The organism is Streptomyces griseus (assembly GCF_900460065.1).
Lineage (GTDB): Bacteria > Actinomycetota > Actinomycetes > Streptomycetales > Streptomycetaceae > Streptomyces > Streptomyces griseus.
On record NZ_UAVD01000037.1, the window covers coordinates 1 to 13,268 of the forward strand.

A 13,268-nucleotide genomic window follows, 5' to 3' on the forward strand; every position below is an offset into this window, starting at 1 on the left:
GCACCACATTGGCGGCGACGAGCCACAGCGGCTCCGCCGCCACGGGCTCCTCGGTCACGGGGCCGGCCGCGGACTGCCCGGCCGACTCCTCCTCGGCCAGGGACCCGGCCGCCACGGGCTGTGAACCCACGGGTTGCGAACTCACGGGTTCCTCCTCACCTGCACGCGGTCCGACACCGGTTCGTAGCCGATGCGCAGATACACCCCGTTGCTCGTCGGGTTGGCGAGGTCGGTGAACAGCACGACCTCCGCGGCCCCCGCGCCCAGGGCCGCCCGGCCGGCCTCGTCCGTCACGGCGGCCCCGTACCCCCGGCCGCGAAGCTCCGCCGGGGTGTACACGAGGGTCACCCGCACCGTGCCCGCCAGCATCCGGGAGCGGCCCGCGAGCGCCACCGGAGCCCCGCCGCACTCCCAGAGGGTGAGCGCCCCGCGTGCCGTGCCCTCGTCCACCAGCCACGCGGCCGAGGACTTCGACTGCCCGGTCGCGTCGGCGAACCCGCGCACCCACTCCACGAGCAGCGCCCGGTCGGCCGGCGTCGCCGCTCTGGCCCGGCCCTCCGGGGCGGGGGAGGGCGGCCGGCGCGGTCCCAGCCGGTAGAGCCGCTGCTCCTGCTCGGTCCGGTAGCCGGGGAGCCGGGCGGCCAGCAGCGCCGCGGTGTCCCGGTCCGCGTTGACCGCGTCCAGGTCCGGCCCCGCCCCCAGGGCTTCGGCCAGCGGGCCCACCGCCCCGGCCGGCAGCGAGTTCAGCAGCGCCGGATGCGGCGGAGTCCGCACCAGGGTCCCCGCCACCGCCCCGTCCGGCCCGCGCCACCAGCCGAGCACCGGGTCGCCCCCGCCGTAGTGGTGCGGGCCCGCATGCCTCAGCCGTTCGGTGACGGTGAGCGCCACCGTGTGCTCGACGGGCCGTGCGGCGAGCGACGCGCCGGCCGCCGCGAGGAACGTGGCGACGTCGTCCGTGAAGGTCCAGGTCATGCCTCATCGTGCCCGGGGGCCCCGGCCCGGGGCACCTGGATTTCGCCCGCCGGGGTCACGGTCGCACGTAGCGCTCCCCGGCGTCCCGCAGCCGCTCGTGCAGCCGGTCGAACACCTCCGCCGACCGGCCGCCCGGCCAGTCCCCGGGCAGCAGCTCCGGCGGCAGACCCGGGTCCGCGTAGGGGAGTTGCCGCCATGAGTCCAGGGCCAGCAGGTAGTCCCGGTAGGCGGTCTGCGGGCGGGGCGCCTCGTCGGCGTCCCCGGAGGCCTCCCAGTCCCGCAGGACCGGCTCGTGGAGCTCCAGGAACTCGTGGTGCAGCCGCGCCACCGCCGCCAGGTCCCACCAACGGGCCACGGCCTCGCGGGTGGCGGCGAAACCGAGGTGCTCGCCGCGGAACAGGTCCACGTACGGGGCGAGTCCCAGCCGCTGAAGGGTGTGCCGCGTCTCCTCGTACAGCCCGGCCGGCGCGATCCACACCCCGGGCGCGGCCGTGCCGAAGCCGAGCCGGGCCAGCCGGGAGCGCAGCAGATGGCGCTTGTTGCGCTCCGCCTCGGGAACGGAGAACACCGCGAGCACCCAGCCGTCGGAGAGCCGTGGCCCGCGCCGCCGGTAGATCCGCCGGTCCCCGTCGTCCAGCAGTTGCCGGGCGTCCGGTGACAGCGCGTACCCCGCCGAACCGTCCGCGGCACGGGCGGCCACCAGCAGCCCGCGCCGCTTCAGCCGCGAGACGCACGAGCGTACGGAGGGGGCGTCGACGCCGACGGCGTGCAGCAGACGGATCAGCTCCGACACCGCGAACGGCGCACCGTCCGGCGGGCGGCCGTAGGCGCCGTAGAGCGTGACGATCAGGGAACGGGGGGTGCGCAACTCGGCCACGTGATCACTCTAGGGGCGCTGGTCCCGCAGCAGGAACCGCTGGAGTTTCCCGGTGGCCGTACGGGGCAGGGACGGCTGGAAGACGAAGACCCGCGGGCACTTGTGCGGGGCCAGAGCGGCCTTCATATGGGCGCGCAGCGAGTCCGCGGTCTGCTCCGAACCTTCCGTGAGCACCACGTGCGCCACCACGATCTCGCCGCGCAGTTCGTCCGCCCGGCCCACCACGGCGGCCTCCGCGACCTCCGGATGGCGCAGCAGGGCGTCCTCGACCTCGGGGCCCGCGATGTTGTAGCCGGAGGAGATGATCATGTCGTCGGCGCGGGCCACGTAGCGGAAGTAGCCGTCCGGTTCGCGGACGAAGGTGTCGCCGGTCATGTTCCAGCCGTGGCGGACGTACTCGGTCTGGCGCGGGTCGGAGAGATAGCGGCAGCCGACCGGACCGCGCACGGCCAGCAGTCCCGCCTCGCCGTCGGGCAGTTCGTCCCCGCGCTCGTCGACCACCCGGGCCTGCCACCCCGGCACGGGCACCCCCGTCGTGCCCGGCCGGATCGCGTCGTCGGCGGCCGAGATGAAGATGTGCAGCAGTTCGGTGGCCCCGATGCCGTTGATGATCCGGAGCCCCGTGGCCTCGTGCCAGGCACGCCAGGTCGCCTCCGGCAGGTTCTCCCCGGCCGAGACGCAGCGCCGCAGCGCCGACAGGTCGTGGCCGTCCAGGTCGCCGAGCATCGTGCGGTAGGCCGTCGGCGCGGTGAACAGCACCGAGACCCGGTGCCGGACCAGGGCGGGCAGCAGCTGCCGCGGGCCCGCCTGCTCCAGCAGCAGCGTCGAGGCCCCGGCGCGCAGCGGGAAGACCAGCAGCCCGCCCAGGCCGAAGGTGAAGCCCAGCGGCGGACTGCCCGCGAACACGTCGTCGGCCGAGGGGCGCAGTACGTGGCGGGAGAAGGTGTCGGCGATGGCCAGGAGGTCCCGGTGCAGGTGCATGCAGCCCTTGGGGCGCCCGGTCGTCCCCGAGGTGAACGCGATGAGCGCGACCTCGTCGGCGGCCGTGTCCACTGCCCGGTACGGCCCGCTCCTGGCCTCGGCCAGCCGGGTCAGGTCCCCGGGCCCGTCCCCGCCGAACAGGGTGACCCGCAGGCCCGCCACGTCCGCCTCCGCCAGGTCCCGTGCCGACCGGGCGTCACACAGGGCGTGGCCGATCCGCGCCAGCGAGCAGATGGTGGCCAGCTCCGTCGCGCGCGCCTGTGCCAGTACGGTGACGGCGACCGCGCCCGCCTTCATGACGGCGAGCCAGCAGGCGGCCAGCCAGGGCGTCGTCGGCCCGCGCAGCAGCACCCGGTTGCCCGGCACGACGCCCAGGTCGTCGGTGAGCACCCGGGCGACGCGGTCCACCGTCTCCCGCAGTTCGCCGTAGCTCCAGACGCCGCCGTCGCCGGAGCGCAGGGCGGGACGGTCGGCGCCGTGCTCCTCGACGGTCCGGTCCAGCAGTTCGTGCCCGCAGTTCAGCCGGTCGGGGTAGCGCAACGCCGGATCGTCCAGCAGGAGCTCGGGCCACTGTTCCGGCGGGGGGAGGTGGTCGCGCGCGAAGGTGTCGGTGTGGGCGCCCGGGGCGCGCCCGGTCGGCTCGTGAGGCGCGCCGGGGACGCGTACGGACGCGTCGGCGGCGGCTGCGGGCGTGTTCGGCGAGGAATTCGGCTCCATGAAGGATCGCCCCCTTGTCGCCTCTGGAGCGTATCGTTTGGGTGACGGTAGTCAACGGTCCGCGATAAGCCACGGCGTGCGATGCGACGCGATGCCACCCGGCGCGACGGAGCACGCGACACGACGCGACAAGAGAGGCGCCGCCATGACGGCATTCTCCCTCGAACCGGAACAAACCGCCTGGTGCGAGGAGCTCCGTACCCTTGCCGCACAGGAACTGCGCCCGCTGGCGGAGGAGGGGGAGCCCGGGCGGGTCAACCGCCCGCTGCTGGCCGCACTCGGCGAGCTGGGCCTCCTCGGCCGGATGCTGGCCTCCGGGGCGCTGGACCTCTGCCTGCTGCGCGAGTCGCTGGCCCGGGGCTGCACCGAGGCCGAGACCGCCCTCGCCCTCCAGGGCCTCGGCACCACCCCGATCGTCCGGTCCGGCACCGCCGCCCACCGCGAGCGCTGGCTCCCCGAGGTGCGCGCCGGGCGGGCCGTCGCCGCCTTCGCGCTGAGCGAGCCGGGCGCGGGCTCCGACGCGGCGGCCCTGAGCCTGGCCGCCGAGCACACCGCCGACGGCTGGCGGCTCACCGGCGAGAAGTGCTGGATCTCCAACGCCCCCGAGGCCGACGTCGCCGTGGTGTTCGCCCGGACCACCCCCGGGGCGGGCTCCCGCGGCATCACCGCCTTCCTGGTCCCGTCCGACCGCCCCGGACTCACCGGCTCCGCCCTCGACATGCTCTCCCCGCACCCCATCGGCACCCTGGAGTTCGACGGCGTACCGGTCACCGCCGACGACGTCCTCGGCGAGCCCGACCGGGGCTTTCGGGTCGCGATGAACACGCTCAACCTCTTCCGCCCCAGCGTCGGAGCGTTCGCCGTGGGAATGGCCCGTGCCGCGCTCGACGCGACCCTGGACCACACCGCCCACCGCACGGCGTTCGGCGGCCCGCTGAGCGACCTCCAGGCCGTCTCGCACCAGGTCGCCGAGATGGCCACCCGCACCGAGGCCGCCCGCCTGCTGGTGTACGCGGCGGCGGCCGCGTACGACGCGGGGGAGAGCGGGGTGCCGCGCCGGGCGGCGATGGCCAAGCTGTACGCCACCGAGACCGCCCAGTACGTCGTCGACGCCGCCGTCCAACTGCACGGGGCCCGCGCCCTGCGCCGGGGCCATCTGCTCGAACACCTCTACCGCGAGGTCCGCGCGCCGCGGATCTACGAGGGCGCGAGCGAGGTGCAGCGCACCATCATCGCCAAGGAGCTGTACGCGAACGACGCCCCCCGCGCCGAGCCCGCCGCGGCCCCGCGGCCCGACGCCCGGCCGCCCGCCGCCCAGCCGCCCGTGGAGCCCGCGGGCCTCACCCAGGAGCCGCCCGCATGAGTCCGTCCCACCGGATCAACCCGGCCGAACTCTCCCCGCCCACCGGCTTCAGCCACGCGGTCGTCGCCACCGGCGGCCACCTGGTCTTCCTCGCCGGGCAGACCGCACTCGACCCGGCCGGAAAGGTCGTCGGGGCCACCCTGCCCGAACAGTTCGCCGTCGCCCTGGGCAATCTGCTCACCGCGCTCCACGCGGCCGGCGGCGCCCCCGCCGACCTCGCCCGGGTCACCGTCTACGCCACGGACATCGCCGACTACCGCTTCCACGCCCCCGAGCTGGGCCGGATCTGGCGCCGGCTCGCGGGGCGCGACTACCCGGCGATGGCCGTCATCGGGGTGGCCCGGCTCTGGGACGAGCAGGCGATGATCGAGATCGACGGGGTCGCGGTCCTGCCGTGAGCCGGGCCTCCGCGTGCCCGGGCCGGGCCTCCGAGTAGCGGCGGGAGGGCGGCGGGGCGAGGCTGAGGGGATCCGGATGCCGAGCCGACCAGGAGAGTCAGCGGTGACCAGTCAGCCGCCCCAGCGCCCCGCCGCCAGGTCCTACGACGGCGAGGGCATCGTCGTCGGCTTCGACGCGCACCGCTGCCTGCACGCCGCCGAGTGCGTGCGCGGGCTCCCCGCCGTCTTCGACGTCGGCCGCCGCCCGTGGATCCAGCCGGACAACGCCCCCGCCGACGAGATCGCCGACGTCGTCCACCGCTGCCCGAGCGGCGCCCTCCAGTACCACCGCACCGACGGCATGCCCGACGAGGTCCCCGACGTCCCCACCCATGTGTCGCTCCACGGCGACGGAGTGCTGCACCTGCGCGGGAACCTCGAAGTCGCCACCCCCCACGGTCCACGCCACGAGACCCGGGTGATGCTCTGCGGCTGCGGCGCCACCGGCAACACCCCGTACTGCGACCACAGCGGGCCCTGCGCCGGACACGGCTGAGACCGGCCCCGCGCGCGACGGGCGCCGCACCCCCGGCGCCCCCGGACGCCCCCGCGGCGGGCTCGCGGCGGGCCGCGGAACGGGGCTCCCGGGCACAGCGGCCGGGAGGTGTGCGGCGCGCCGGACGGGTGAATCGCCCTGGGGGATATATCTGTATTTAGTGCTCTTTCTTCCGGATGCCCCGCCGCCCGAACCGGACACCCCTCGGTGATCGCGCTCATCGTCGCCCACTTCGCCCTCGCGGCCTGCGCGGGCCCGCTGGTGCACCGGCTCGGCCGGCGGGCCTTCGTCGTGCTGGCGCTGCCCCCGGCGGCGGCCACCGTCTGGGCCCTCACCCGCTGGAACACCGCCGCGTCCGGAGGCGCGGACACCTGGTCCTGGGAGTGGATCCCGGACTACGGCGTCGCCCTCGACCTGCGCCTGGACGCGCTGGCCGAACTGATGGTGCTGCTCGCCGCCGGGGTCGGCGCGCTCGTCCTGCTCTACTGCGCCTCCTACTTCACCGACGACACCCCGCAACTGGGCCGCTTCGCCGGCAACCTGCTCGCCTTCGCGGGCACCATGCTCGCCCTCGTCCTCGCCGACGACCTGATCACGCTCTACGTGTTCTGGGAACTGACCACGGTCTTCTCCTACCTGCTGATCGGCCACGGCAGCGAACACCGGCACAGCCGCCGCTCCGCCCTCCAGGCCCTCGTCGTCACCACCCTCGGCGGCCTCGCCATGCTCGTCGGCTTCCTGATCCTCGGTCAGGCCGCGGGCACCTACCGGATCTCCGCGATCGTCGCCGATCCGCCCGAGGCGACGCTCGCGGTGTCCGTCGCCATCGTCCTCGTGCTGTGCGGGGCCCTGTCGAAGTCCGCGATCTGGCCGTTCTCGATGTGGCTGCCGAACGCCATGGCCGCGCCGACCCCGGTCAGCGCCTACCTGCACGCCGCCGCGATGGTCAAGGCCGGCGTCTACCTGGTCGCCCGGCTCGCCCCCGCCTTCGCCGACGTCCCCGTCTGGAAACCCGTCGTGCTCGTCCTCGGCGGCGCGACCATGCTGCTCGGCGGCTGGCGGGCGCTGCGCCTGAACGACCTCAAGCTCGTCCTCGCCTACGGGACCGTCAGCCAGCTCGGCTTCCTCACCCTGCTCGCCGGGACCGGCAACCGCGACGCCGCCCTCGCCGCCGTCGCGATGATCCTCGCCCACGCCCTCTTCAAGGCCCCGCTGTTCCTCGTCACCGGCATCGTCGACCACGCCGCCGGCACACGTGACCTGCGGAAACTCTCGGGCGTCGGGCGTTCCCTGCCGTATGTCGCCGGCGTCGCCGTACTCGCCGCCGCCTCCATGGCCGCCCTTCCGCCGCTGCTCGGCTTCGCCTCGAAGGAGGCCGCGTTCGAGGCGCTGCTGCACGGCTCCGCCGCCGACCGCTGGGCACTGGCCGTCACCGTCGCCGGCTCCGCGCTGACCACCGCGTACACCCTGCGCTTCGTCTGGGGCGCCTTCGCCCGCAAGCCCGGCGTCCCCGACACCCCCGTCCACCGCGTCGGGTGGGCCTTCCTCGCACCGCCCGCCCTGCTCGCCGTCCTCGGCCTGGTCCTCGGCCCCGGCGTCGGCTGGACCGACCGGCTGCTGGGCGCCTACGCCGACACGTTCCCGGCCGAGGGGAAGCCGTACCACCTGGCCCTCTGGCACGGCTTCGGCACCGCGCTGCTGCTGTCGGCCCTCGCCTGGGCCGCGGGCGCCGTGATCTTCCTGTGCCGAGCGCAGGTCACCCGGCTCTCCCGCCGGATCGCCTGGCCCACCGCCGACAGCGTCTTCGGCCACCTGCTGCTCGGGCAGGAACGTCTCGCCCTCCAGGTCACCGGCTTCATCCAGCGCGGCTCCCTCTCCGTGTACCTCGCCACCACCCTCCTCGTCATGCTCGCCGGACAGTTCGCCGTCCTCGTCGTCGACACCCCCTGGAACGGGGCCGTGCGCCCCCGGCTCTGGGACAACCCGCTCCAGGGCGCGGTCGCCGCCCTGACCTGCGCCGCCGCCCTCCTCTGCCTGACGGTGCGCCGGCGCATGAAGGCCGTCGTCCTGGCCGGCCTCACCGGCTACGGCGCCGCCCTGCTGTTCGTCGTCCAGGGGGCGCCCGACCTGGCGCTCACCCAGTTCTGCGTCGAGACCGTCTCGATGATCGTCTTCGTGCTGGTACTGCGCCGGATGCCCGTCCACTTCCAGGAGACCGTGAGCACCTGGCGGCGGGCCGCCCGCATCCCGATGGCCCTCGCGGCTGCCGCCACCATCGGCGTCGGCGTGTGGGTCGCCGCCGCCGCGCGCACCGCCGAGCCGGCCGGCGCCGCCATGGTCCGGGAGGTCGCCGACCACGGGCTCAAGGACGTCGTGGCCACCATCCTCGTCGACCTGCGCGCCTGGGACACGATGGGGGAGTCCGCCGTGCTCGCCGCCGCCGCGATCGGCGTCACCAGCCTCATCTACCTGCACCGCCGCAGCGAGGGCACCATGGCCCAGGAGGAGTTGCGGGGGCGCACCGCCTGGTCCCTGTCGGCCCACCGCTCCTCCCGGCTGCCGCAGGGCGACGACGTGGCCCCCGAACGCGGCTGGCTGGCCGCCGGAGCCACCCTCGCCCCCGAGCACCGCTCGATCGTCTTCGAAGTGGTGGCCCGGCTGCTGTTCCACCCGATCCTCGTGCTCTCGGTCTACCTGCTGTTCTGCGCCGAGAGCCTGCCCGGCGGCGGGTTCGTCGCCGGACTCGTCGCCGGACTCGCCCTGATCACCCGCTACCTGGCGGGCGGCCGCTTCGAACTCGCCGAGGCCGCCCCCCTGCAACCGGGACTCTTCACCGGCCTCGGCCTCTTCATCTCCACCGGCGTGGGCCTCGTCGGCCTGATCGACGGCACCGTCCTGCACGCCTTCACGTACTACGGACACCTGCCGGTCTTCGGCTCGTACCACCTGAGCACCTCGGTCCTCTTCGACTTCGGCGTCTACCTGCTGGTCCTCGGCGTCGTCCTGGACATCGTGCGGGCCCTCGGCGCCAAGATCGACCGGCAGATCGAACGGGCGGCCGGCGTCCTGACCCCCGAAGGCGGCCCCGAGGCGGGAGGGATCCCCCGATGATCGTCAGTGCCTCGCTCATCGCCACCGCCGTCGTGCTCTGCGCCGTCGGCGGCATCCTCATGCTGACCCGCCCGCTGACCCGCATCCTGCTCGGCGCCGTCATCCTCGGCAACGGCATCAACCTGCTGGTCCTCTCCTCCACCGGCCGGGCCGGCGCCGCGCCCCTGCTCTACGGGGTGTCCCTGAGCCGGGTCACCGACCCGCTGCCCCAGGCCATCGCGCTGACCGCGATCGTCATCACCCTGGCCACCACCGCGTTCCTGCTGGCCATGGCCTACCGCAGCCACCAGATCACCGGCACGGACGAGGTCCACGACGACCTGGAGGACCGGCGCATCGTGCTGCGCGCCGAAGTCCTCGGCGAGCGAGCCCAGTTGCGTGAACAGTTCCGGTCCGGCGCCGAACCCACCGCCGAGGAGCGCGAACGCTACCGGGAGGAGCGCCGCCGCCTGCGCGACCGGCTCCGCGCCGACCGCGCCCGCCAGGCCCGGGGCCGCGACGCCTCCGGCAACCTCTGGAACGACGTGCTGGGCGCGGACCCGGAGGACTACGCACGCGACGGCGACGCCAAGGCGGACGACCGCTACCCCCGCGACCGAGGAGCCGACGGATGAACGCGCTCGTCCCCCTGCCCGTGCTGCTGCCCCTGTGCGCCACCGGCCTCAGCCTCGCGTTCGGCACCCGCATGGCGCGCTTCCAGCGCTTCATCAGCGTCGCCGTGCTCACCGCCGTCCTCGCGCTCTCGGTGATCCTCATGATCGCCGCCGACCGGCAGGGCCCGCTCTCCGTCCACCTCGGCGACTTCGCCCCGCCGCTCGGCATCACCCTGGTCGCCGACCGGCTGTCCGGGCTGATGCTCACGGTCTCCTCGGCCGTCACGCTCTGCGTGCTGGTCTACTCCCTCGGCCAGGGCATGACCGACCGGGACAAGGAGACCCCGCTCGCCGTCTTCCACCCCGCCTACCTGATCCTCGTCGCCGGGGTCTCCTGCACCTTCCTCGCCGGCGACCTCGTCAACCTCTACGTCGGCTTCGAGATCATGCTGGTCGCCAGCTTCGTCCTGCTCACCCTCGGCGGCACCGGACCCCGGATGCGGGCGGGCTCCACCTACGTGATCATCTCGCTGTTCTCCTCCATGCTGTTCCTGACCGCCATCGCCATGACCTACGCGGCCGCCGGCACCGCCAACTTCGGCCAGCTCGCGGGGCGGCTGGCCGACCTCCCCATCGGCGTACAGACGCTGATCCAGGCGCTGCTGCTGACCGTCTTCGCGATCAAGGCGGCCGTCTTCCCGCTCGCCGCCTGGCTCCCCGACTCCTACCCGACCGCCCCGGCCCCCGTGACCGCCGTCTTCGCCGGACTGCTCACCAAGGTGGGCGTCTACTGCATGCTCCGCACCGAGACCCTGCTCTTTCCCGGCAACCGCCTCGGCGACCTCCTGATGGCCATCGCCCTGGCCTCGATGGTCATCGGCATCCTCGGCGCGGTCGCCCAGACCGACCTGAAGCGGCTGCTCTCCTTCACGCTGATCAGCCACATCGGCTACATGGTCTTCGGGATCGGCCTCGCCACCCGTGAGGCGTACGGCGGGGCCATCGTGTACGTCGCCCACCACATCACCGTCCAGACGACCCTGTTCCTCGTCACGGGACTCGTCGAACGCCGGGGCGGCACCACCGAGCTGACCCGGCTCGGCGGTCTGGCCAGGGCCGCGCCGATGCTGGCCGCGCTGTTCTTCGTCCCCGCGATGAACCTCGCCGGCATCCCCCCGCTGTCCGGCTTCATCGGCAAGCTCGGACTGATGCGCGCCGGCGTCGCCGACGGCGGGGTCTGGGCCTGGCTGCTCGTCGCCGGCTCCGCCGCCACCAGCCTGCTGACGCTGTACGTCGTCGCCAAGGTGTGGAACCTGGCCTTCTGGCGGGCCGCCCCGCCCGGCCAGGCCGCCGCGGGCACGGTCCTGGAGTCCGGCGACGACAGCGACGACGACGCGGACGCGGGCCCCGACAGCATCCCCGGCACCGGCGACGAGGGCGTCGAGCCCGTCCACCGCCCGGCGGGCCGGGCCGTTGCCGCGACCCTGCACGAACGGGCCGTGATCACCACCAGCAGGCTGCCCCGCCCGATGGTCGCGGCGACCGCGGCCACCATCGCGATCGGCCTCGCCTTCACGGTGTTCGCCGACCCGCTCACCGCCTTCACCGATCGCACGGCCACCGAACTGCTCCAGCGGGCCCCCTACGTCCAGGAGGTGCTGGGCCGGTGAAACGCATCCTGCGCCTCTCCTTCCGCAACGCCGACCTGCCGCCGCTGAGCGCCGAGTTCGGCACCCGCCGCCGACGCGTGCTGGACCTGCCGCTGATCGCCTGGCTCACCCTCATCTGGGTGCTGCTCTGGTCCACCCTCACCTGGGCCAACGTCATCACCGGCCTCGTCGTCTCGGTCGCCGTCTGCCTCGCCTTCCCCCTGCCCCGCGTCGACCTGGGGCTACGGCTCCACCCCTGGGGCATCCTGCACCTGGCCGTCTACCTCCTCCACGACATGTACACCTCCGGGGTGAAGGTCACCCGGCAGATCTTCTTCGGCCTGCCGCACCGGGCCGCCGTGATCGGGGTGCCCCTGCGCTGCCGCAGCGACCTGATGCTCGCGGCCACCGCCGTCGCCGTCTCCAACGTCCCCGGGGGCTCCATCATCGAGGTGCGCCGGGCCACCGCCACGGTCTTCCTGCACGTCCTGGACGCCGACCGGCCCGAGGAGCTCGAAGCCGCCCGGCGCCAGGTGTGGCGGATCGAGGAGCTGACCGTACGGGCCTTCGGCACCCCCGACGAGATCGCCCGGGTCGCCGGCCCCCCGCCACCGCCCCAGCTCGCCGCCGGGAGGCCCGCACCGTGACCGCACCCGAAGTGGTCGACCGCGTCCTGCTCACCGCCGCCGTCGTCCTGATCCTGATCGCCGGAGCCCTGCTGCTGGCCCGGATCTGGCGGGGTCCCTCCATGCTCGACCGGGCGATCTCGCTGGACGTCTGCGCCGCCCTGATCATCGCGGGCCTCGCCGCCAAGTCCGCCTTCGCCCGGGACCCGTTCTACTTCCCGATCATGCTGGTGCTGGCGTTCCTCGGCTTCACCGGCTCGGTGGGCATCGCCCGCTTCATCGCCGTACGCGACCGTCCCCGCCCCCCGCACCCCGACGACGCCCAGGAGGGCCCGCGGTGAGTCTCTGGCTCCAGATCGTCGACACGGCCGGTGCCGCGCTGCTCCTCATCGGCGCCGCGATCTGCCTGCTCGGGGTGATCGGCATGATCCGGCTCCCCGACGTCCTCTCCCGCAGCCACGCCGCGACCAAGCCGCAGACCCTGGGCATGATCCTCGTGCTGGCCGGGGTCGCCCTGCGGCTGCGCAGCGGCATGGACCTCGCGACCCTCGGTCTCATCGCCTTCTTCCAGATGCTCACCGGCCCGGTGGCCTCGCACCTGGTGGCCCGGTCCGCGTACCGCACCGGCCAGATCGACCACGACGAGCTGCTTTTCGACGAACTCGACGAGCAGCTCACCGACGGCAGGTGAGCGGACGGCGGACGAATGCGCCGCGTACCGCCGCCACCACGGCCCCGCCGCCCGGCGACGAGGGGCCCCGCGGGCCGCTCCACCGCCGGGCGTAGGGTGTCAGGGGGATCGCGCACCGGGCATGTCGAGCAGGGGGCAGGGAACCATGGCGTACGGAACGGTCACGGCGGTCAGCAGCAGCGCCGGGCACACGTTCGGCAAGGAGAGCCGGGAGAGCGTGACCCTGCTCGCCGGACTCGGGGTCGAGGGGGACGCCCACGCCGGGGTGACCGTCAAGCACCGTTCCCGGGTGGCGCAGGACCCCACCCAGCCCAATCTGCGGCAGGTCCACCTGATCCACGAGGAGCTGTTCACCGAGCTGGCCGACGCCGGCTTCACCGTGGCCCCCGGGGAGCTGGGCGAGAACCTCACCACCCGGGGCATCGACCTGCTCGCCCTCCCCGTCGGCACGCGCTTGGGGATCGGCGACGACGCGGTCGTGGAGGTCACCGGCCTGCGCAACCCCTGCCTCCAGATCGAGGCCTTCCAGGAGGGGCTGCTGAAGCAGGTCGTCGGCCGGGACGCGACGGGCGCGATCGTGCGCCGGGCGGGGGTCATGAGCGTGGTCCGCCGGGGCGGTGTCGTCCGCCCCGGCGACCCGGTCGCCGTCGAGCTCCCCGCCGGACCGCACCGCCCGCTGGAACGCGTCTGACCCCCGCGCCGCCCCGTCCGCGCCAAAGCACCGACGGGCCGGTGTCCGGCATGCCATGATGCGG

Annotated in this window: 13 protein-coding genes; 10 read left to right on the forward strand and 3 right to left on the reverse strand. The window is 74.2% G+C overall.

Going from position 1 to position 13,268, the window contains the following annotated elements; all coding sequences use genetic code 11:
- Positions 1 to 141: 141 nt before the first annotated feature.
- Genes DTB53_RS26520 through DTB53_RS26530 form a run of 3 tightly spaced genes read right to left on the reverse strand, consistent with a single transcriptional unit; the run spans position 142 to position 3,547 of the window.
- Entirely contained in the window at positions 142 to 972 is an 831-nt protein-coding gene (locus DTB53_RS26520; RefSeq protein ID WP_003965616.1) for a GNAT family N-acetyltransferase, read from the reverse strand.
- Positions 973 to 1,027: 55 nt separating this feature from the next.
- The gene (locus DTB53_RS26525) at positions 1,028 to 1,849 is read right to left on the reverse strand and encodes a PaaX family transcriptional regulator (protein WP_003965615.1); all 822 of its coding nucleotides are present in this window, start codon (positions 1,847 to 1,849) and stop codon (positions 1,028 to 1,030) included.
- Between the two features lie 9 nt (positions 1,850 to 1,858).
- Complete coding sequence (locus DTB53_RS26530) at positions 1,859 to 3,547, reverse strand: AMP-binding protein (RefSeq protein WP_012378623.1); 1,689 nt, start codon at positions 3,545 to 3,547, stop codon at positions 1,859 to 1,861.
- A 145-nt stretch (positions 3,548 to 3,692) separates the two neighbouring features.
- On the opposite strand from DTB53_RS26530, the gene DTB53_RS26535 reads away from it, so the two are divergent.
- The 10 genes from DTB53_RS26535 (at position 3,693) to DTB53_RS26580 (ending at position 13,204) form a co-directional block, all read left to right on the forward strand.
- A complete protein-coding gene (locus DTB53_RS26535; RefSeq protein WP_012378622.1) occupies positions 3,693 to 4,910 on the forward strand; it encodes an acyl-CoA dehydrogenase family protein in 1,218 nt (405 codons plus the stop codon).
- Positions 4,907 to 5,308 carry a RidA family protein gene (locus DTB53_RS26540; RefSeq protein ID WP_003965612.1) on the forward strand — a complete coding sequence of 134 codons (402 nt, stop codon included), beginning with the start codon at positions 4,907 to 4,909 and terminating at the stop codon, positions 5,306 to 5,308. The genes DTB53_RS26535 and DTB53_RS26540 overlap by 4 nt, the downstream gene beginning before the upstream one ends.
- A 76-nt stretch (positions 5,309 to 5,384) precedes the next feature.
- Complete coding sequence (locus DTB53_RS26545; protein WP_012378621.1) at positions 5,385 to 5,843, forward strand: (4Fe-4S)-binding protein; 459 nt, start codon at positions 5,385 to 5,387, stop codon at positions 5,841 to 5,843.
- Between the two features lie 207 nt (positions 5,844 to 6,050).
- A complete protein-coding gene (locus DTB53_RS26550; RefSeq protein ID WP_012378620.1) occupies positions 6,051 to 8,954 on the forward strand; it encodes a Na+/H+ antiporter subunit A in 2,904 nt (967 codons plus the stop codon).
- The gene (locus DTB53_RS26555) at positions 8,951 to 9,568 is read left to right on the forward strand and encodes a Na(+)/H(+) antiporter subunit C (protein ID WP_003965609.1); all 618 of its coding nucleotides are present in this window, start codon (positions 8,951 to 8,953) and stop codon (positions 9,566 to 9,568) included. Before DTB53_RS26550 ends, DTB53_RS26555 begins: the two co-directional genes overlap by 4 nt.
- Complete coding sequence (locus tag DTB53_RS26560) at positions 9,565 to 11,217, forward strand: Na+/H+ antiporter subunit D (RefSeq protein ID WP_003965608.1); 1,653 nt, start codon at positions 9,565 to 9,567, stop codon at positions 11,215 to 11,217. The genes DTB53_RS26555 and DTB53_RS26560 overlap by 4 nt, the downstream gene beginning before the upstream one ends.
- The gene (locus tag DTB53_RS26565; RefSeq protein ID WP_012378619.1) at positions 11,214 to 11,843 is read left to right on the forward strand and encodes a Na+/H+ antiporter subunit E; all 630 of its coding nucleotides are present in this window, start codon (positions 11,214 to 11,216) and stop codon (positions 11,841 to 11,843) included. The genes DTB53_RS26560 and DTB53_RS26565 overlap by 4 nt, the downstream gene beginning before the upstream one ends.
- Positions 11,840 to 12,163 carry an MrpF/PhaF family protein gene (locus DTB53_RS26570; RefSeq protein WP_003965606.1) on the forward strand — a complete coding sequence of 108 codons (324 nt, stop codon included), beginning with the start codon at positions 11,840 to 11,842 and terminating at the stop codon, positions 12,161 to 12,163. Before DTB53_RS26565 ends, DTB53_RS26570 begins: the two co-directional genes overlap by 4 nt.
- Positions 12,160 to 12,513, forward strand: a complete 354-nt coding sequence (mnhG, locus tag DTB53_RS26575; protein ID WP_003965605.1) for a monovalent cation/H(+) antiporter subunit G — start codon at positions 12,160 to 12,162, stop codon at positions 12,511 to 12,513. Before DTB53_RS26570 ends, mnhG begins: the two co-directional genes overlap by 4 nt.
- 145 nt (positions 12,514 to 12,658) lie before the next feature.
- Complete coding sequence (locus DTB53_RS26580) at positions 12,659 to 13,204, forward strand: MOSC domain-containing protein (RefSeq protein WP_012378618.1); 546 nt, start codon at positions 12,659 to 12,661, stop codon at positions 13,202 to 13,204.
- Positions 13,205 to 13,268 lie beyond the last annotated feature (64 nt).